This window comes from Parasynechococcus sp. (assembly GCF_042954245.1).
GTDB lineage: Bacteria > Cyanobacteriota > Cyanobacteriia > PCC-6307 > Cyanobiaceae > Parasynechococcus.
In genome coordinates this window covers 1-15,795 of sequence record NZ_JBGKDP010000231.1, presented here as the reverse complement: position 1 = coordinate 15,795, position 15,795 = coordinate 1, and the positions used below count along the sequence as shown (strand labels likewise).

General features: G+C 58.7%; 32 protein-coding genes and 2 pseudogenes. 14 read left to right on the top strand and 20 right to left on the bottom strand.

From position 1 onward, the window contains the following. Together ACGVJ8_RS10745 and ACGVJ8_RS10740 are read right to left on the bottom strand one after the other, a co-directional pair. On the bottom strand, nucleotides 1-668 hold a 668-nt coding region (locus ACGVJ8_RS10745; RefSeq protein WP_392347971.1), incomplete at its 3' end, for a glycosyltransferase. A 30-nt stretch (nucleotides 669-698) separates the two neighbouring features. Further along, complete coding sequence (locus ACGVJ8_RS10740) at nucleotides 699-1,016, bottom strand: DUF3303 domain-containing protein (protein WP_392347975.1); 318 nt, start codon at nucleotides 1,014-1,016, stop codon at nucleotides 699-701. A 126-nt stretch (nucleotides 1,017-1,142) separates the two neighbouring features. On the opposite strand from ACGVJ8_RS10740, the gene ACGVJ8_RS10735 reads away from it, so the two are divergent. After that, the gene (locus ACGVJ8_RS10735; RefSeq protein WP_392347969.1) at nucleotides 1,143-1,322 is read left to right on the top strand and encodes a hypothetical protein; all 180 of its coding nucleotides are present in this window, start codon (nucleotides 1,143-1,145) and stop codon (nucleotides 1,320-1,322) included. On the opposite strand, the gene ACGVJ8_RS10730 is transcribed toward ACGVJ8_RS10735, so the two are convergent. Next, on the bottom strand, nucleotides 1,311-1,829 hold the full coding sequence (locus ACGVJ8_RS10730) for a DUF924 family protein (protein WP_392347973.1): 519 nt from the start codon (nucleotides 1,827-1,829) through the stop codon (nucleotides 1,311-1,313). The genes ACGVJ8_RS10735 and ACGVJ8_RS10730 overlap by 12 nt on opposite strands. 14 nt (nucleotides 1,830-1,843) lie before the next feature. Then, nucleotides 1,844-3,517 carry a protein adenylyltransferase SelO family protein gene (locus tag ACGVJ8_RS10725; protein ID WP_392347967.1) on the bottom strand — a complete coding sequence of 558 codons (1,674 nt, stop codon included), beginning with the start codon at nucleotides 3,515-3,517 and terminating at the stop codon, nucleotides 1,844-1,846. A 108-nt stretch (nucleotides 3,518-3,625) separates the two neighbouring features. Here ACGVJ8_RS10725 and ACGVJ8_RS10720 point away from each other — a divergent pair, with 108 nt between their 5' ends. Beyond that, entirely contained in the window at nucleotides 3,626-3,772 is a 147-nt protein-coding gene (locus ACGVJ8_RS10720; RefSeq protein ID WP_392347965.1) for a hypothetical protein, read from the top strand. Here the strand turns inward: ACGVJ8_RS10720 and ACGVJ8_RS10715 are convergent. From ACGVJ8_RS10715 to ACGVJ8_RS10705, 3 genes are all read right to left on the bottom strand, one after another. After that, nucleotides 3,769-3,945, bottom strand: a complete 177-nt coding sequence (locus ACGVJ8_RS10715; RefSeq protein WP_392347962.1) for a hypothetical protein — start codon at nucleotides 3,943-3,945, stop codon at nucleotides 3,769-3,771. The two genes, ACGVJ8_RS10720 and ACGVJ8_RS10715, sit on opposite strands and share 4 nt — an antisense overlap. Nucleotides 3,946-3,948: 3 nt before the next feature. Beyond that, nucleotides 3,949-4,110 carry a hypothetical protein gene (locus ACGVJ8_RS10710; protein ID WP_170950619.1) on the bottom strand — a complete coding sequence of 54 codons (162 nt, stop codon included), beginning with the start codon at nucleotides 4,108-4,110 and terminating at the stop codon, nucleotides 3,949-3,951. A 122-nt stretch (nucleotides 4,111-4,232) separates the two neighbouring features. Next, the gene (locus tag ACGVJ8_RS10705) at nucleotides 4,233-4,385 is read right to left on the bottom strand and encodes a hypothetical protein (RefSeq protein ID WP_392347960.1); all 153 of its coding nucleotides are present in this window, start codon (nucleotides 4,383-4,385) and stop codon (nucleotides 4,233-4,235) included. 107 nt (nucleotides 4,386-4,492) lie between these two features. On the opposite strand from ACGVJ8_RS10705, the gene ACGVJ8_RS10700 reads away from it, so the two are divergent. Then, nucleotides 4,493-4,621, top strand: a complete 129-nt coding sequence (locus ACGVJ8_RS10700; RefSeq protein WP_392347958.1) for a hypothetical protein — start codon at nucleotides 4,493-4,495, stop codon at nucleotides 4,619-4,621. Nucleotides 4,622-4,731: 110 nt separating this feature from the next. Further along, entirely contained in the window at nucleotides 4,732-5,160 is a 429-nt protein-coding gene (locus ACGVJ8_RS10695; protein ID WP_392347956.1) for a tellurite resistance TerB family protein, read from the top strand. On the opposite strand, the gene ACGVJ8_RS10690 is transcribed toward ACGVJ8_RS10695, so the two are convergent. The 5 genes from ACGVJ8_RS10690 to ACGVJ8_RS10670 all read right to left on the bottom strand — a co-directional run bounded on the left by ACGVJ8_RS10690 (nucleotide 5,157) and on the right by ACGVJ8_RS10670 (nucleotide 6,492). Continuing rightward, entirely contained in the window at nucleotides 5,157-5,330 is a 174-nt protein-coding gene (locus ACGVJ8_RS10690) for a hypothetical protein (protein WP_006851083.1), read from the bottom strand. The two genes, ACGVJ8_RS10695 and ACGVJ8_RS10690, sit on opposite strands and share 4 nt — an antisense overlap. 22 nt (nucleotides 5,331-5,352) lie before the next feature. Beyond that, entirely contained in the window at nucleotides 5,353-5,535 is a 183-nt protein-coding gene (locus ACGVJ8_RS10685; protein ID WP_392347954.1) for a hypothetical protein, read from the bottom strand. A gap of 81 nt (nucleotides 5,536-5,616) precedes the next feature. Further along, nucleotides 5,617-5,784, bottom strand: a complete 168-nt coding sequence (locus ACGVJ8_RS10680) for a hypothetical protein (protein WP_170951960.1) — start codon at nucleotides 5,782-5,784, stop codon at nucleotides 5,617-5,619. Nucleotides 5,785-5,863: 79 nt separating this feature from the next. Continuing rightward, on the bottom strand, nucleotides 5,864-6,055 hold the full coding sequence (locus ACGVJ8_RS10675) for a hypothetical protein (RefSeq protein WP_392347952.1): 192 nt from the start codon (nucleotides 6,053-6,055) through the stop codon (nucleotides 5,864-5,866). Nucleotides 6,056-6,126: 71 nt separating this feature from the next. Further along, entirely contained in the window at nucleotides 6,127-6,492 is a 366-nt protein-coding gene (locus ACGVJ8_RS10670; protein WP_186497647.1) for an AbrB family transcriptional regulator, read from the bottom strand. Nucleotides 6,493-6,856: 364 nt separating this feature from the next. On the opposite strand from ACGVJ8_RS10670, the gene ACGVJ8_RS10665 reads away from it, so the two are divergent. Continuing rightward, a complete protein-coding gene (locus ACGVJ8_RS10665; protein ID WP_392347949.1) occupies nucleotides 6,857-7,237 on the top strand; it encodes a lipocalin-like domain-containing protein in 381 nt (126 codons plus the stop codon). Nucleotides 7,238-7,255: 18 nt separating this feature from the next. Here the strand turns inward: ACGVJ8_RS10665 and ACGVJ8_RS10660 are convergent, their stop codons facing one another. Next, the gene (locus ACGVJ8_RS10660) at nucleotides 7,256-7,597 is read right to left on the bottom strand and encodes a hypothetical protein (protein WP_392347947.1); all 342 of its coding nucleotides are present in this window, start codon (nucleotides 7,595-7,597) and stop codon (nucleotides 7,256-7,258) included. Here ACGVJ8_RS10660 and ACGVJ8_RS10655 point away from each other — a divergent pair. Then, a pseudogene (locus tag ACGVJ8_RS10655) lies at nucleotides 7,596-8,788 on the top strand (cytochrome P450). The gene ACGVJ8_RS10660 and the pseudogene ACGVJ8_RS10655 overlap by 2 nt on opposite strands. Here ACGVJ8_RS10655 and ACGVJ8_RS10650 read toward each other — a convergent pair. The 4 genes and pseudogenes from ACGVJ8_RS10650 to ACGVJ8_RS10635 form a co-directional block, all read right to left on the bottom strand. After that, on the bottom strand, nucleotides 8,770-9,024 hold the full coding sequence (locus ACGVJ8_RS10650; RefSeq protein ID WP_392347945.1) for a hypothetical protein: 255 nt from the start codon (nucleotides 9,022-9,024) through the stop codon (nucleotides 8,770-8,772). The pseudogene ACGVJ8_RS10655 and the gene ACGVJ8_RS10650 sit on opposite strands and share 19 nt — an antisense overlap. A 65-nt stretch (nucleotides 9,025-9,089) precedes the next feature. Next, nucleotides 9,090-9,315: pseudogene (locus ACGVJ8_RS10645) on the bottom strand (hypothetical protein). 12 nt (nucleotides 9,316-9,327) lie between these two features. After that, nucleotides 9,328-9,663 carry a hypothetical protein gene (locus ACGVJ8_RS10640; protein ID WP_392347943.1) on the bottom strand — a complete coding sequence of 112 codons (336 nt, stop codon included), beginning with the start codon at nucleotides 9,661-9,663 and terminating at the stop codon, nucleotides 9,328-9,330. A gap of 27 nt (nucleotides 9,664-9,690) precedes the next feature. Next, entirely contained in the window at nucleotides 9,691-9,825 is a 135-nt protein-coding gene (locus tag ACGVJ8_RS10635; protein ID WP_392347941.1) for a hypothetical protein, read from the bottom strand. Between the two features lie 7 nt (nucleotides 9,826-9,832). On the opposite strand from ACGVJ8_RS10635, the gene ACGVJ8_RS10630 reads away from it, so the two are divergent. Then, nucleotides 9,833-10,108: a hypothetical protein gene (locus tag ACGVJ8_RS10630; protein ID WP_392347939.1), complete on the top strand. Its 276-nt coding sequence runs from the start codon at nucleotides 9,833-9,835 to the stop codon at nucleotides 10,106-10,108. A 285-nt stretch (nucleotides 10,109-10,393) separates the two neighbouring features. On the opposite strand, the gene ACGVJ8_RS10625 is transcribed toward ACGVJ8_RS10630, so the two are convergent. The 3 genes from ACGVJ8_RS10625 to ACGVJ8_RS10615 form a co-directional block, all read right to left on the bottom strand. Then, nucleotides 10,394-11,269 (bottom strand): phycobilisome rod-core linker polypeptide, encoded by an 876-nt coding sequence (locus ACGVJ8_RS10625; protein ID WP_392347937.1) that lies wholly within the window; start codon nucleotides 11,267-11,269, stop codon nucleotides 10,394-10,396. Nucleotides 11,270-11,444: 175 nt separating this feature from the next. Further along, nucleotides 11,445-11,678 carry a hypothetical protein gene (locus ACGVJ8_RS10620; protein WP_392347935.1) on the bottom strand — a complete coding sequence of 78 codons (234 nt, stop codon included), beginning with the start codon at nucleotides 11,676-11,678 and terminating at the stop codon, nucleotides 11,445-11,447. A gap of 93 nt (nucleotides 11,679-11,771) precedes the next feature. Then, complete coding sequence (locus tag ACGVJ8_RS10615) at nucleotides 11,772-11,981, bottom strand: response regulator transcription factor (RefSeq protein WP_392347933.1); 210 nt, start codon at nucleotides 11,979-11,981, stop codon at nucleotides 11,772-11,774. On the opposite strand from ACGVJ8_RS10615, the gene ACGVJ8_RS10610 reads away from it, so the two are divergent. The 7 genes from ACGVJ8_RS10610 to ACGVJ8_RS10580 all read left to right on the top strand — a co-directional run bounded on the left by ACGVJ8_RS10610 (nucleotide 11,965) and on the right by ACGVJ8_RS10580 (nucleotide 15,705). Next, nucleotides 11,965-12,186, top strand: coding sequence for an MIT C-terminal domain-containing protein (locus ACGVJ8_RS10610; RefSeq protein ID WP_392347931.1), 222 nt, complete (start codon nucleotides 11,965-11,967; stop codon nucleotides 12,184-12,186). The genes ACGVJ8_RS10615 and ACGVJ8_RS10610 overlap by 17 nt on opposite strands. Before the next feature lie 159 nt (nucleotides 12,187-12,345). After that, entirely contained in the window at nucleotides 12,346-12,516 is a 171-nt protein-coding gene (locus ACGVJ8_RS10605; protein ID WP_392347929.1) for a hypothetical protein, read from the top strand. A gap of 679 nt (nucleotides 12,517-13,195) precedes the next feature. Next, nucleotides 13,196-13,360, top strand: a complete 165-nt coding sequence (locus ACGVJ8_RS10600) for a hypothetical protein (RefSeq protein ID WP_392347927.1) — start codon at nucleotides 13,196-13,198, stop codon at nucleotides 13,358-13,360. A 42-nt stretch (nucleotides 13,361-13,402) separates the two neighbouring features. Beyond that, nucleotides 13,403-13,579 carry a hypothetical protein gene (locus ACGVJ8_RS10595; RefSeq protein WP_392347925.1) on the top strand — a complete coding sequence of 59 codons (177 nt, stop codon included), beginning with the start codon at nucleotides 13,403-13,405 and terminating at the stop codon, nucleotides 13,577-13,579. Nucleotides 13,580-13,682: 103 nt separating this feature from the next. After that, nucleotides 13,683-13,838, top strand: a complete 156-nt coding sequence (locus tag ACGVJ8_RS10590; RefSeq protein ID WP_392347923.1) for a hypothetical protein — start codon at nucleotides 13,683-13,685, stop codon at nucleotides 13,836-13,838. A 177-nt stretch (nucleotides 13,839-14,015) separates the two neighbouring features. Then, nucleotides 14,016-14,972 carry an orange carotenoid-binding protein gene (locus tag ACGVJ8_RS10585; RefSeq protein WP_392347921.1) on the top strand — a complete coding sequence of 319 codons (957 nt, stop codon included), beginning with the start codon at nucleotides 14,016-14,018 and terminating at the stop codon, nucleotides 14,970-14,972. A 64-nt stretch (nucleotides 14,973-15,036) separates the two neighbouring features. After that, nucleotides 15,037-15,705, top strand: coding sequence for a fatty acid desaturase (locus ACGVJ8_RS10580; RefSeq protein ID WP_392347919.1), 669 nt, complete (start codon nucleotides 15,037-15,039; stop codon nucleotides 15,703-15,705). The last annotated feature ends 90 nt before the right edge of the window (nucleotides 15,706-15,795 follow it).

The window sequence follows — 15,795 nt, the reverse complement described above, 5'->3', positions numbered from 1 at the left end:
CGGGCGAGGGCCAGATCTTCCACCACCTCGCCAGCCAAGGCCCGGTGGCCACCGATCTGCGCGTAGGTGGAGGCCTTGAATAACATGAAAGGCCCCGCCGCAAACGCTACCGGCGATGCCGGGTCGTTGGTTTCGAGGATGGGAAAGCCGAGGCTCAGCAGATCGGCCTCATCATCAAGGGCCTGTGCAAGGGCCCGTTGAAGCGCATCGGGTTTGAGCCGAACATCGGCATCGATAAACAACAACCAATCGCTGGAGACCTGGTCAACGGCCTTGCTGCAGGCCCAGTTCTTGCCCACCCAGCGTTCGTTGACGGGTCTGGGGCCGGCCTGGATCAGGCGGAAGTGGGACGCTGCAGAGCCAGCGCGAATGGCGTTCTCCACCGTTGCATCGGTGGACTCGTCATCCACCACCAACACCGACCCATCCCGGCAGGGGGGCTCACTGGCCAGAACGCTGGCGACGTAGGCTTCGATGTTGTGGGCCTCGTTAAAGGCGGGGATCACCACGGCCAGCGAGGTTTCTGTAGCAGCAACGGCCCGAGCCGCCTTTAAGCGCGGTGCAACAGCGAACATCCGTTGCAGCCCCAACTGAAGGATCAACAATCCCGCTGCAGCCGAACCAGCCGCAGCGAGAAACAGCAGAGGCTCAAGCAAGGCAAGCGTCAAAGCCGGGCTAGGGTCTGGTGGTCAGCCGTCTTACTCGACGGATGCTGCAGCTTCCACCATCGGCCACATCGCAGCAAATTCAGCATCCGAAACCACGGCGGTGACCTCGAACTGAATGCCGAAGTCCTTGATCCAGGGGCCGAGATGCGCCCACACCTTGCCGATGTCACTGGCAACGGCAATGGCGACACCACTACCGCTGATCGGTTCACAGACGCGGTATTTGAGAGCGAAGCCATCGAACGCATCGCCAGGTGCTCCCGAATTGATGTAGTCCGCAAAACCAGGGCACGACTCCCAAGCGCCCTCAACTGTCGGGAACGTCCAAACAATCAAATAGTGCCGCAAGGTGAAGGGGGCAACTACTTGCTTAGTAGCCACGAACGACCATTAGGCGGAATTGCAACTAAATTCAGCAGGAGCCTCAGGCACAGCTGACAAAGGGCTACAGCTGAAATAGGACCCAACGCAAGCATGACTCTCCACGTCGCCAACGAGATGGATGAGGTGGAAGTGGCCGTCTGGTGGGATTTATCGCGCATCGTCCGTCACTTCGAACGCCAGGGACTCGAGCGCCGGGCGGTGAAAGCTGCCGTGATGAATGCGGCGCTACGCCTGATGAAGGATGAAGCCGAGGAACAATCAACGTTGTAATTGCTGCACAAACAACACTTCCTCCGGTGAACTCGCCCGTCCAAGAGCAGCATTGCGATGGGGATAGCGACCAAAGCGCTGTAGCTGGATGAGATGGCGGCGGGCAACGTTCGCGGTGGCTTCATCTACGTGCTGTTCCAGCAGGGGGATCACCGCACTCACCACGCTGATGTCTTCGCTGTGGAGCTGCGGCATCAGCCAGAACTGCCGCCGCGGTCGTTGTGATTCCGCTGTGATCCATCCCCGCTCGATCGCCTCCAGGCTCAGCTGCAGAGCCTGAGGATCTCCGGCGAAGGCGTGGAGCTGGCCACGCCCGATCTGACAGGTGAACCGATCCAGCAGCAGCACCAGGGTCAGACCGCTGCTGGGCTCACAGCTCCAGTGGTCCAGCTCTTCAGCGAGAGCGGGCTCAACGGCCTCTCCGAATCTCTCTCGCACCAGGTCATCAAAACTGTCGCAGCGACGAAACCACTGCCAAGGACGGCACTGCTGAAACCAGAACTCCAGAACGTCGTCTGCGGTTAAGACGAACAGCTGTAGTGGGACACCCCACCCGCGCTGAAGAACTCCCGCGGCTTCAAGCGGTCGTAGCGGGCCGCCAATGCAGGGGAAGGGGTCTCGTAGGGCGTGCTGAACAGCTGCTGCAGTTCAGCCATCAAGGAGGTGTCGCCTTCGGCTGCCTGCTGGTAGGCCGGAGCGATCAACCATTCTCGCCAAGTGATTGCCGGATTGATCCGCCGCATGCCAGCGGAGATCAGGGCCGGATCAACGCCACAGGGCCACTGGGCACGCCAGCGCAGCAACCAGTCGTACCACTGGGATTCGAGGGACGCCGAAAGGGGCAGATAGAAACAGTCCCGCAGCGGATCGATCTGCTCGGGCAGATCCGACAAGCGGCGGAAGACCATCGAATAATCGGCGCTGGAGTCCACCAGGAGCTGCAACAGCTCACGCACCAGAGCGTCGTCGGCACTGGGTACGCCAAGCTTGCTGCTCCACATCCGTTGCATGGCCTCCTGCATGGCGGCGGGGAAGCTCTCCAGCAACTGGTCCAGTTGGGCCTGGGCATCCACCTGGCCCTCCATCAGCGTGCGCAGGGATTTCCAGAACATGCGGTAGTTGGCCTCCGCGGCAACCGGCTGGTTAAAGAAGCAGAAGTGGGCGCCGCCACCGGTCCAGGGCTGAAAGCGCAGATCAAACAACTCGCAGAACCCAAACGGGCCGTAGTCGAGGGTGAAGCCACCAGCAGCGCAGTTGTCGCTGTTGAAATTGCCCTGGCAGTAGCCAACACGAATCCAGTTGGCCACCAAGGCCGTGAGGCGGTCACGGAACAAGCGCGCCAACAGCACAACCTGATCACTGAACGGCAGGCCGGGATCGATCTCCTGGCGGTAATTGCGTTCGATCAAGTGCGTCACGATCATGTGCAGCTCCTGGTGCGCCCGGGGATGGGCCTCACTGCGGGCACGGCGGGCGAACAACTCCAGCTGACCCACCCGCAGAAACGATGGCGCCACCCGAGTGCTGATGGCCGCCGGGTTATCGACCATCACGTCCGGATCCGTCGAGCGTGAGTTCTCGGAATACCAGGGGCGACGCACCGTCTCGGCATGGGAGACGTAGAGCGTCAACGAACGGGAGGTGGGCACGCCGAGGGCATACATGAATTCCTGCGCCAGAAATTCACGAACGCTGGAGCGGAGCACCGCGCGCCCATCGGCACCACGGCAGTAGGGCGTCGGACCACCGCCTTTGAGCTGCATCTCCCAGCGGCGCCCCTCAAACAAACCCTCGAACACCGACATGGCTCGGCCATCGCCGTAGCCGTTGCCATTTCCAAAAGGGCACTGCTGGGTGTATTCGGTGCCGTAAATCGAAAGGGCATAGCCGGTGGCCCAGCCCCAGGGCCTCATCAGACCGGTGGCCACACCGAGATCGCCGGAGAACATGCGGCGGAACTGGTCATCCTGGGCCAGGTCGTCGCTGAGGCCAAGCTCGCTGAACAAGCTGCGGCTATGCGCCAGGTATTGGGGCTCGGGGATCGGGGTGGGCATCACCGGCACGTAGTGACCGGAGAGCACCTGGCGGGGACGATGGTCCTCGCCATCCGCTGTCGCCTCCGGATCAGGTGTGAGGACTTCCAACAGGGAGTAGTCAGCCCGTTCGGCGAACTCAGCAAACGTGGCAGTGCTCATCGGGCCTTGACGCTGAACCCATCATCGCCAGAGCTACGGCAGCGTGTTTTGACCGATGGCCAATGCTGAACAGAAGTCCTACACCGAGGGAAGCATCCAAGGGGAACCGTGGGCAAAGCCAAGAAACTTCGCTCCGACAACAGGCAGGAGGAGCTGATCACCAGCCTGATCGGCCTCACCGCGATTTTTGTGGCGACCGCCATCTGGTGGAGCGTGGCTCCCCAGTGGCTCACCAGCACCTGGCAGACCTTCTAGTAGTCGGGCATGGACGTCTCAGCCCGCAACGTGCACCAGGGCTCAAGCAGGGTGGGGCGACCGCAATGGGGGCAATCCTGCCCCCGCTTCTCCACCTGCACGAAGGGGATCCAACGGGAGTTGGCCTGCCCCTCATAGCCACAGTGCTTGCAGTGAATTCGGTACTCCGCCATGGCTCAGAGCGCGGGCTTCTCCTGACGTTGCACAGCCTCATGGGCCTGGCGGAGGCCATGCACCATGAAGCAATAGGCCGGATTGCAAACCAGGTACTTGCCGTCGCCGATGGCGTCGATGGTGGACCCGCGCGAAGTGGCAAAAATGCGGCTTTTGAACTCCATCTCATCTCCATTGCTGACCACACTGTTGTGGGGACGATCAGCGACGGCAACCCGTGTAAAGGCGCATTGCTGGCGAAGACAAAACCATCGAAGCTGGTTGATGTGCTCGTTGCGGAGCCGACTCAGTCAACGCGCTCGCAATGGTCGCCATCGCACTGCAGCCCGCATTGGGGTTGCTTGGCGCCGTACTGCCAGGGACGACGCATGGCCCAGTACTCATCCACCAACCCGAGCAGGTAGGTGCCGATACGCTGCAGCAGGGAAGTCTGTTTCATCCTTTCAAACTGGCAACAGCGCTGCAGGCATGCCAACCGAATGCAACGAAATCAAGGTGGCGAAACACAGCCTGGGTGGGTTAGGCCCGAAGCAGTGCTGTCGACCCATGACCACCATGCAACATTCGAACCAGCTGCTGGAAGAGCTGGTTGCTGAAGACCTGCAGCGGGAAAGCTGGCCGATCGCCATGGTGAAGCGGTTCATGCATGTGGCCGTGGAGCACCTGCCAGAATGACGCGAGAGGCCAACTAGGTGAAACGACTCATCTACAGCGGCCTGTTGCGCTTTTAAAAACGGCGATCGCGGCAATCCGTTGACAGTTGGTTAACGCTTGCGCCATTCCCGATGAATGTCGTCATTGCTTTTGCGGCCGTTGGCCTAATCGCGGTGTCATGGGACGACACCCTCAGCCGTGCTGGGGCCAGGGCGTTCCGGCATGCCCTCGACTACCGCGAGCCCTACTGCCGGATGAGTGAGAACGAGGTGGTGCTGCTGATGGATGCGGTGCTGGCCATGCGGCTGGAGCGGGGTAGCAAGGCGCTAATGCTGGAGGCCGCCAAGGCGCTCACGGCCGATCAAGCGCTTACGGCCTACGCCATGGCCTCAGAACTGATGCGCTCCGATGGGCCCTATTCCACCGAGGAGCGGCGGCGGCTCGACCTGCTGGCCTTGATGCTCTCGATATCGCAAGTGGAGGTTGAGCGCATCGACTCCGTCTTTGAGTTGCTGCACGCCCCCCTGGTGCCAGCCCTCCTCGTCAACGGCGCGCCTTAAGCCGCACGCTTGTCATCACCGAACCAGATGCCCCGGCGGCTGTCGGGCAGACGGACCACAGCGCGCTCATAACGCTGACGGCAGCTGCGGGCACGGAGATGCTCTTCTGCCTCCTGAAGCAGCTGTTGCAGCCTGACGTCGTCCATGGCGTTGCCTTGATGCCCACCCATTCAGGCCACGATCCGAGCGACGTCAATAGGCCACACTCAACTCGTCTGATCCGTAGCGGAGCAGGAAATCTGCTTCGGATTGATCGGAGAGCAGCAGACAGGTGTGTTCGCTGGCGCCGGTTCGGTAACAGTAGACGTCGAGCTCCTCAGGGTTGCGGTTGGAGTGGATGACCTCCCTCGTCCGAAGCACGTAGCGCGTTGCCATCACCTTCCACCAACGAATACCTTCGCAATAGTGCTGATCCAGCCCTATCGATCAGCTCTGTGCTGAGCTACGTATAAGGGCTCATTCGTTGTCGACGCGGATGAAAAAGCGACTCTCCACATCCATCTCGCCCTGATCGTCGGTCTCCGGATCGCCTTCCACCAGTTCCACAGCGAAATCCTTGTCGTCCAGCTCATGCACAACGCTCTGACCGTGCACCAGGTTGTGGACGAGCAGGAGTCGTTTCATTGAGGGGAAGGAGACGCTTTCCCACCGGTTGATAGCAACAGCTTGACCGCAACAGGTTGCTCAGCCAGCCGCTTGACGTTCAGCGGAAGCCGAAACCATCACGGCTCGGCTGCTTGGAGGAATACTTCCGCGACAGAGCATCAAGCATCAGGGCGATGTAACGGTCATCCATGCCGATGTCCTGCTTCAGCTGACGCATCAAGGTGTTGATGCTCTTGAACGCGTCTGGAATGTGATGGTCTAGATGCTCCTTGGTGGGTTGATAGGGCATCGGAGCCAAAAAAATTCCCCGTGGTTCCCTTAGGTTCCACGGGGGAAATGGTGTTTCTGCTGAACCGGTGATCAATCCTCTTCTTCGGAGCCACCAACGGGAATCAGGCGGATTTGCTTGCGTCCCAGCTTGATCTCATATTCATCACCGGGCTGCAGTTCGAGCAGGGCGGTGTAAGCCTTGCCGATCAACAGATTGCCATTGCCCTGAACCACAGCTTTGTAGGAAAGCTTGCGGCCACCTTTACCCACAGCGGATCCACCGGTGGAGAAAGAGAGGCCCTTGGCTTCCAGCAAAGCCTCGTAGAACGCGGTGAACTTCACCTGTTCAGAGCCGTCTTTCTTTTTGACGACGTAGCCACAACCTCTGGCTAGATCTGTTTTGGCGCAATCGCCAAGTTCCTTGACGCGGTTGAGCAATTCAGCTCCGGTAAGCATGGGTCTGTGTAATCGTGACTTTTCTATTAGAGCAAATATTGTGCTGGTCACAAGGGGAAAAAGAACTGAATTCAGTTGATTTGCTGTGAAAACCAAAAATCAGCATGTGTGGATGGTTTGACACAGCACTCAGCGTCAAACTGTTGGGCTCGACAATGAATTGAGATGACAAACCCCCAGTCCCAGCACAATCACAACCTGATCAAGGTGGGCATGGATGGTTGGTGAGCACAACCCAACAACGGGTGGTGCATCTCAAACCGGAACCGAGTTCAGAAACCACGGCCTGGGTCTCGATCAGGACGTATCACTTCGACCCGCCCAACCCATCACCTCTCCCACCGTTCATGGCGCGTGGTAATTGTTGAGCTACGACATTGAACAAAAATCCAACGGCAACACCTTTGCACCGATGGGCGGGAACCCCAGCGGCTATGTGATCTTCACGCCGGAGGGTCGTCTCTCCTTCATGTTCTCGGCAGAGGATCGCCAACCGGGGAGCAGCGCCGAGGAGCGATCGGTCCTGTTGAATAGCATGATCGTCTATACCGGCATCCACCTGGGTGATCCAACGATCATCCAGGTGGATATGGCCTGGAATCCGGAGTGGGTGGGCACGGAACAGACTCGCTTTTTCGCGATCGAAGATGACGTGCTCACAGTGCATACCCCCTGGCGGATGATGCCCAACTGGCCCGAGGAAGGCCTCACCCGCAGCATTGTTCGCTTTCAGCGCTGCCGCTGAACTGGTTGAGACGAAGGCTCAGGCGTCGGTCTCGCCCTTCTGGCCACCACAGGCATGGCGGGGTTGGTAACCCTGCTGCTCGGCCAGGTAGCGGAGATAAACGATCTGATGACGGTCCGGTATGCCCGCGGCAGCAATCAGACCCAACGGCCCAAAGAGAAAACCCGCAACAGCCCAGCGGCTGTTGTTGCACGCCTTCTGGGCGGCAACGGTTTTCGACAAGCCCGCGCTGATCAGATGAGCGACCAGCACCACAACCAGGGACTTGAGTTCCACAGAGAACGCGCAGCACACCATTTGAGAGCCAGCGCCTGCAACACCGTCAGCCCTAGAACGGCAGCTCACGCCGAGCTCTGTCATGGCCACCAGCCCCCTCTCCAGCACGGGCGCCGTCAGCGGACTGGGGGAAATCCTGGCCTTCTTGACCCAGGCGGATTTCGCCCAGCGGCGCTTTGAGGCCCATGGCGATGTGTTCGAAACAAAGCTGCTGGTCCAGCGGATGGTGTTCATCCGCGGCGAACGGGCCATCGGCGACCTCCTGCCTTGGAGGGCTGGTGGTCCGAAAGCGTGCGGCAACTGCTGGGCAGCCAATCGCTGGCCAACCGCAGTGGGCCGGGGCACAAAGCCCGGCGCCGGGTAGTGGGGTAACTGTTCTCCAGCGCAGCACTGGCGCGCTGCACCCCATCGATCCAGCGGAGCTCTGCCAGGAGCTGATCACAACCAACACACCGCTGCCGCTGGCGGCGCGGATGCGGCGCTTCGCCTTTGCGGTGATCGCCACCACGGTGCTGGGACTGGATGGCGCCAGCCGTGATGCCCTGTTCGTCGACTTCGAAATCTGGACCCGGGCCCTGTTCTCGATTCCGCTAGCGATTCCCGGCACCCCCTTTGCCAAGGTGATGGCGGCACGCCAACGGCTGCTGAACCGCATCAAAGCAGTGCTCCAAGCGGGGACCAACCAAGGCGGGCTGGATCTGCTGAGCGGCGGGTTGGATGAAGCCGGCATTCCCCTGGACGATGACAACTTGGCCGAACAGCTATTGCTGCTGTTGCTGTTCGCCAGCTACGAGACAACGGCCTCATCGCTGAGCTGCCTGTTCCGGGCGCTGCTAGTGAACCCAGAGCTGGAGAGCTGGTTGCGCGATGGATTGGCAAGCGAGGCGGCATTACCACGGTTGGACGCGACGGTGCTGGAGATGATGCGGCTGACGCCTCCGGTGGGAGGGTTCTTCCGGCGCAGCCTGGCGCCAATCGAGCTGGCGGGGGTAGCTGTTCCCGAAGGCAGCATGATTCAGGTGGTGTTGAGCCCAACGTCGGCCGGCGATCTGGCGGCATTCCAGCCGCAACGCCACCTGGATGGCTCGTTCAAACAGACTCTGCTGCCCTTCGGCGGCGGCGAACGGGTCTGCCTGGGCAAGGCCCTGGCGGAACTGGAGATCCGGCTGATGGCAGTGGAGCTGCAGCTGCAACCGGATCAAGACCTGGGGCCGCAGCTGATCCCCAGCCCCACGCCCAAAGGACGGCCTGCTGGTTCAGGCCACCGCGCGGTGACGGCGACGGCCGAGGGGTTCGATCCAGTCCACCAACACCTCCTGGTGACGCAACATCGGCTCCGGCATGCGGCAGCCGAGGTTGATCTGGCCTTGATCCATCAGACGTCCGAGGCGGATGGCGGCAGCCTCCTCGGACCGATCAAAGCTGGTCTGGTGGGAGGCCAACCAGTTCACCTCGTACTCGGTGATCACCCCGGTGGAGAGGCTCTCCAGGAAGATTTCTCCAATGGTCATGAAAAACGCGTAACGAATTCGTAACATCCTGGCGCGGCAGGCCGGCAGCTGCGATTCAACGCTGCTCAGGCCAGCCACTGATCGGCGTTCATCACATTCTTGATCAGAAGGCCGAGGCGCTTGAACTCAGCGAAGTTCACATCCTTCACCGCCTGATCGAGGCCGCAATCGACCCAGGCGCCGTCGCGCTTTTTCTCAATGGTGAAGTCCTGCTCGAGGGTGTCGCGGCGGATCCGATAGGTGATGCCGTCCTCGTGGAGGTAATTCGGCGGAAACCAGCTGCAGACCCAGCGATCGATCGCGTCAGTCCAGCGATGGTGGCGCGAAGGTGTCGGCCACCGCAACAATCCAGCGGGCCGATACCGCCGTCACCTGTTCCTTGGTGACGTTGAACTCCAGATCGTGGCCCTGCTCGAGCAAATCGGGAATGATCGTCTGCCAGGCCATCCCGGCGGCACTAACATTGAGATCACCGATCAGCACAAAGGCCTTGGCCGCTCCGGTGACGGCATCGGTGTACTCGGGATTGGCACTCACCATGCTGCGGTGCCAGTCGCCCACCTGATCCCGCTGGGCCTTGCTCAGAAACGGCGGAGCGCCAATGAGGTAAGCATCAATCGCCAATATCGGGCTGGGCACGCTCTTGCCCGGGTGTTTAGGCTCGAATCAGGCCTGGCCGATGGAGGCGGCATCGGGCCAGTGGCAGAGGATCGCCGCGTCCTGACTGTCGAGAGCGCGCTGGCTGGCCAGCTGATCAATGCGCTCGAGCAGAGCCGGCCCGGCGGTGAGGGGGGGGTTCACTGCGAGCGTGCTCGGCGCGGGCTTCATTAATCGCCTCGGCAACAGCCGCCTCGTTCTCATTGAGCTGCTCGAGGACCCGCTTGAGGTTGGTATCGGCATCGGCGGGGCTGGCCACGAAGCATCAGATGGGGGCAATCCCCAAGATGTCATCCCCACTAGCCAGCCGCAGCCCAAAAATGATCAGCAGGTTATTGATAGTTCTCCACCTGCAGGTTGTAGCCCGACACCAACAGATTTTTATCCAGACAGATCTCAGCAGGGAACTTTGGCGACGCAGATTTGATCAACCGCAGATGAACATCAGTGGGCTTGTATCCCACTCTCAGACAGCATTCAAAGAATTTGGAGACTGCAACTTCGAGAATTTCAGTGCCAAACAGGGGCGTCACCTCACCGCTCTCGTGCACTAACATCCCGAAATAATGCATCCACAAAGCAAAGGCAAAGGGTGTGACGACCTTACGGGAATGGAGATCATTCTCAATGAGTAGCAATACCCATGAAAGAAGCAGGAGGATTGCCCCTCCTGCCGTTCACTGATCTATTGATCGCTGCCTGAGGCAGTGGATCAATAGCTGCCGTAGTTGAACTTGCCGCCGTACATACGGCGGTGGGCGCTGTTACGGGCGTTCTTGACCGCGTTGGTGTAGGAGAAGCCGCTGCCATCGCCGGAGAAACCACCGCCATCGCCACCAGCAGCGAAGCCGCTGAGGTCTTTGGTGAGGCGCTTCACCAGCAGAGGGCCGGTGTACATCACGTGCTCGGCGCTGGCGTTGGCCGGGGTGAGGTCAACCATGCCCACGAAGGTGGAGCAGGCGGCCCGGGCTTCCGACTTGAAGCCGCGCAGGTAGGGAACCGTGTCGGTGCCGAAGGTCTCGAGGTACTCCTCGGAGTGGGTAAGGCTGTCGACGAAGGCATCGAAGCCCTGGTCAGCAATCAGCTGGATGCCAGCGCTGATTTCCTGCTGACTCACCGGGGGACGGCCAAGCAGGTGCTTGGTGGTGAGCTCAATGCCGCGCATGGGCGACACGGCGTGGAAGAACTTCTGCTTGTAGAGGTCGGACTTGACCAGGCCGCCCATGAAGCCTTGCACTTTGATGCGGCCATCACAGAGGAAGGCTTCCAGGGAGGTGAGGCGCTGGCTGTCGGAGATGCCGATGTTGCCGAACACCTGCTTGTAGGCCGCAGCGATGGCAGCTTCTAGGGCTGAACTGCCGGTGGCGGCATAGGAGTGGTTCACCGCCGAGAAAGGGCAGACCTCATGGATACGAGGACCCATGCCGATGCCCATGGAGGCGCATTGGTTCTGCTTGTATTCAGCGTTGCTGGATGCAGCTCTACCGGCGTTGGAGCTGGCGCTCTTGGTGGCAGTCGCGGAGTTCGCAAACGCGAAGGACACCCGCTGATCGTGGATGAAATCCCGCTTGTACTTCAGAGCTGGCATCCGAAAGACCAATCAAATTCAGTTCAAGTTATGGCGATGACTTCACGCTCGCTGATGAACTTATAAATAGTTCAAAGTCAGCGTTACATGGCGCAATCAAAACTGCTGACTGCAGCGTGGTCGCTATAATTGGAAATTGTCCAAAAGCCAGATCTGAACGAAATTTCTGACGGAATCAACCGCCGTTGCAGTAGCGAACGGCTTCGGCTTGGGAGCGGCCTTCAGCCACAACGGCTTCAATGCAGCCGTTGAACAGGCGACTCTCCTGCTTCACGGCATACAAACCAACAGCAATGGCCGCCAACGACACTGCAGACACCACGGTGGCGGAGATCTGAACCAAGCCGTAGGCGAGCATCGCCCGCTTCTTGCCGCCGCAGAACTGCTGGTTGGTGGCTTCTTCGGACATCACAAAAAAGCAACGAGATGACCCTATGGATCCGGCAAAGCCGACCGAAGCGAGATAACGACCGTGATCACCGAACAGGCTTACCCCCAGGAATCAGCCGAGGGGATCGATCAAGCCGTAGAGCAAGGCCATCACCGCCAGCTGGGTGCGATCAGCGGCACCCAATTTGTCTTTGGCGTTCACCACGTGGGTCTTCACCGTTTCCACCGAGATGCCGAGGCTGCTGTCAATGCCCTTGTTGGTGAGGCCGCGGGCGACGCCTGCCACCACCTCCAGCTCCCGCTCGGTGAACTCTTCAATCAACGGCGACAGGTTCGGATTCGGTGCCAGCCCTAACTTCCACGCCCGCAGTATCACCACCAATCACGGCTGGAAGGTCAGCCTCGACCGTGACCTCGACATCTTCCAGTGGTTTGAAAGCTCAGCCTTGAATGCCGCCACCAACCTCCAGGAAGCAAGGCTCACCAAGGGGTACAAGGTGAGTTTTATACGGGTCGATGAAGCCTGAAGTTTTGGATCAACCAGAAATACCGCTTACGCCCCCTTCGTGTCATTTGGCACAACAGCATTGATTAGGAGCCAGCACATTGATGCTGTTGCTTGAAAGCTGTGGCCAGCCGGCTGCGTCGAGCTCTTCTTCAACTCCGCTGACCGGGTTGGCCGCCGCGTGCCTCGCTGGCCGGAAGGGTCCTGGTCCGATGCCATGCAACACAGCCCCCGCCGGGTCCGCAGCACCGCCAAGGATGTGATCAAAAGCACCGCGCAAGCAGCGGTGGGTCTGGGACGCCGGGCTGCACGCCAGGGGATGGAATCGATCAAACGAGCCAGCAATCGATGAACAGCGGCTTGTTGGTGTTACTGGTATTGCTGTTTGTTGCCGGTGTCACCTTAATCAGCATGAGCTGATTAAGCACAATCACTCAACACGATCAAACGGATTGATCTGCAACCAAATTCAAGAAGCACGACAGCTGTTGATACAGCTTCTCTTTGAAATCCACCTGATCGTGGCTTCAGTAAATTCCAAAGCCCATGGAATTCCTAATTGCCGGCTGCTTCATTTTCCGCTCTCAGCCCTCTGGATCCAATCCCGGGAAGACGACACCAATGAAGACGAGATGGACTTTCTCTGAATCAAGCCCTGGAAGACGGCAAGGCTGAGGCCTTCACCTCATGGCCCAGAAGATCCGTGGCCAGCATGGTGAGAGCAACACCCATCAGCGCAAGAGCTACACCCTGATTTTCGTCTGAGGCAACAGCTACATTCCTAGATAATTCTAGATGTTTTTCCCAGGAGAAATGCATCAGCTTTAGGCCTATTACACGCTTTCTAAGACCATAAGTCTTTGCGATCTGAGTGATCAGCAGGATTCAGAAATGTTCTATAATAACAGCAATGCATTGAGTTGAGCATTCTTTCCTCAAATCGATTGCAACTACTACATTTTTAATTTGCCGCACAAAAAATCTCGGGTGCGTTCCACTCATAAAGCCACAAGCCAATGGAACCTATCGCGTTGACTCTGAGCCGGAAATTTGAAATCGAGAAATTCTCACGCGAGATCGACAACTCAGATGATCTTGCGGCCCTGAGCAGCATTCCCAAAGACCTATTGGTGGCCTGGAAACAACAGCAAGCCGCCTCAGCCTGGATCGTGCGCCAGCAATCCCAAGGCCTCTGAAGTCAGCTCATTTCGTTGCTAACGACGATGGAAAATAATCAAATGGTCACCACCATCTCGGTGGAAATAGATACGTTGCGTCTTGTGCACCGGGCTGTATCGGAGGCCTACGCCAACTTGCCCGGTGGTGACGCCAACGAGCAGGCCTGCCTGTTGAATATAAAGACCCAGCTCTATGCCACCTTGATGGACCACCTGCTCGAATCAGGATCCATCTGAGCCTTGTTCAGCAGGAAATCAGTATTTTCCCCTTACACAGTAGAAAAACTCATGTCGAGCCAGGAACAGCGGTAACAGACTTGATCCGGCTGTGGAGTTCGCCATGCAATCTGATCGCTCCCGCCTGCGCGAACTGGAGATTCGTGTCGCCAACCCCCAGCACTGGAGTGCAGGCGAACACCAGATCAATGTTGAAAACCTGAGGCAGTTGCGCTTTCAGATCGAGGATCAACTCAAGAAACTGCGCCAGCAGACGTAGGCCTCCACCTTAAAACCGACCAAACAGGAACAAAGAAGCACCCCATCAGCAGGCGAGACACCAGCCAAAATCCTGCAGAAGCAAGTGTTCGACAACGAGCAGAAAGCCGGACAGAGCGACCTGTTTACGTAACGAAATGTGGTGTTACAGTCCGAAAATTCCCTCAATCCGTCCTGGATGTTCACGCTCGACAAAGCCCGCCAGATTTTCCCGGACACCCTTACTGCTGATGCCGTTCCGGCCATCACCGCTCGCTTCAAGCTGCTCTCGGCAGAAGACCAACTCGCCCTGATTTGGTTCGCTTACCTCGAAATGGGTCAAACCATCACTGTGGCCGCCCCCGGCGCGGCACGGATGCAACTGGCTCGCCCGATCCTCGACCAGATCCTGGCGATGAGCTTCGACGAGCAAACCAAGGTCATGTGCGACCTGGCCGCCAAGATCAACAGCCCGATCTCCAGCACCTACGCCTACTGGTCAGTGAACGTGAAGCTCTGCTTCTGGTACGAGCTGGGCGAATACATGCGCCAGGGTAAAGTTGCCCCAATCCCCCAGGGCTACAAACTTTCCGCCAACGCCAACTCCGTGCTCGAGGCGGTGAAGAAAGTGGAGCAGGGCCAGCAGATCACCCTGCTGCGCAACTTCGTTGTCGACATGGGATTCGATCCCAACATTGACGACGCCAAGATCGTGGCCGAGCCGATCGTCGCCCCCACACCGGTGGAACAACGCGAGGAAATCTTCATTCCCGGCGTTCTCAACCAGACGATCCTCAGCTACATGCAGCTGCTGAACGCCAACGATTTCGATCAGCTGATCGATCTCTTCCTCGATGATGGCGCGCTTCAGCCCCCTTTCCAGCGTCCGATCGTGGGCCGCGAAGCAATTCTCAAATTCTTTAAGCGCGACTGCCAGAACCTGAAGCTGATTCCCCAGGGCGGATTCGGCGAACCGGCAGAAGGTAGCTTCAACCAGATCAAGGTCACCGGCAAGGTCCAGACCCCCTGGTTCGGCCGCGAAGTGGGCATGAACGTGGCCTGGCGCTTCTTGCTCGATGAGAACGACAAGATCTACTTCGTGGCCATTGACCTGCTCGCCTCACCCGCTGAACTGCTCAAGCTTGGTGCCAAGTGACAGCCTGAAGGGCATGCTTCAGCGGAGTCTCCAGCTGGGAGCACTGATCGGAATCTCCTGGCTGGTGACCCTGGTCATCGGCCTGCAGCTCGACCTCGATCAGTTGCATCCCCTGGTGATCACTGCCTGGGTCTTGGTCCGCAGCTTTCTGCACACCGGCCTGTTCATCCTTGCCCACGACGCCATGCATAACAGCCTGGTGCCGGGGCATGAACGGATCAATCAGCGCATCGGTCGGGTGTGTTTGTGGCTCTATGCCGGCCTCAATTATGACGTCTGCAAACGGAAGCACCATCGGCATCACCGGATGCCTGAATCCGAGGCCGATCCCGACTTCTGCCCTACCAACAACCGTTCTCTGCTGGCTTGGTTGGTTCGCTTTATGCGCAACTATCTCAACGCAGCACAACTCAGCCGACTGATCCTTGTTCTCACGGTTCTGCTGCTTACAACGCAACCGCATCAAAGCCAGCCATTTGTCACAGTTTCTGTGGTATTTCTGCTTCCTTTGCTGATCAGCACCGCACAACTTTTCTTTGTTGGCACTTACCTTCCCCATCGGAAAGAACACAAGCAAAGAGGCCATGAAGTTTCAATCAAAAGCTTAAATCTCCATCCATTTGTATCACTGCTCGCTTGTTACCATTTTGGCTATCATCGCGAGCACCACAATTATCCCAAGGCTCCCTGGTTCCTGCTGCCGGAACTACGCACTGGTCGATTGGTCCACTGAGTTCTGAACAGAACCAGTTTCTCTTGTCCCCTCCCCCCTCACACTCCATGTCTGCGACCGATTGGACCTCTGAAGAAGAAGCGGTTGCCC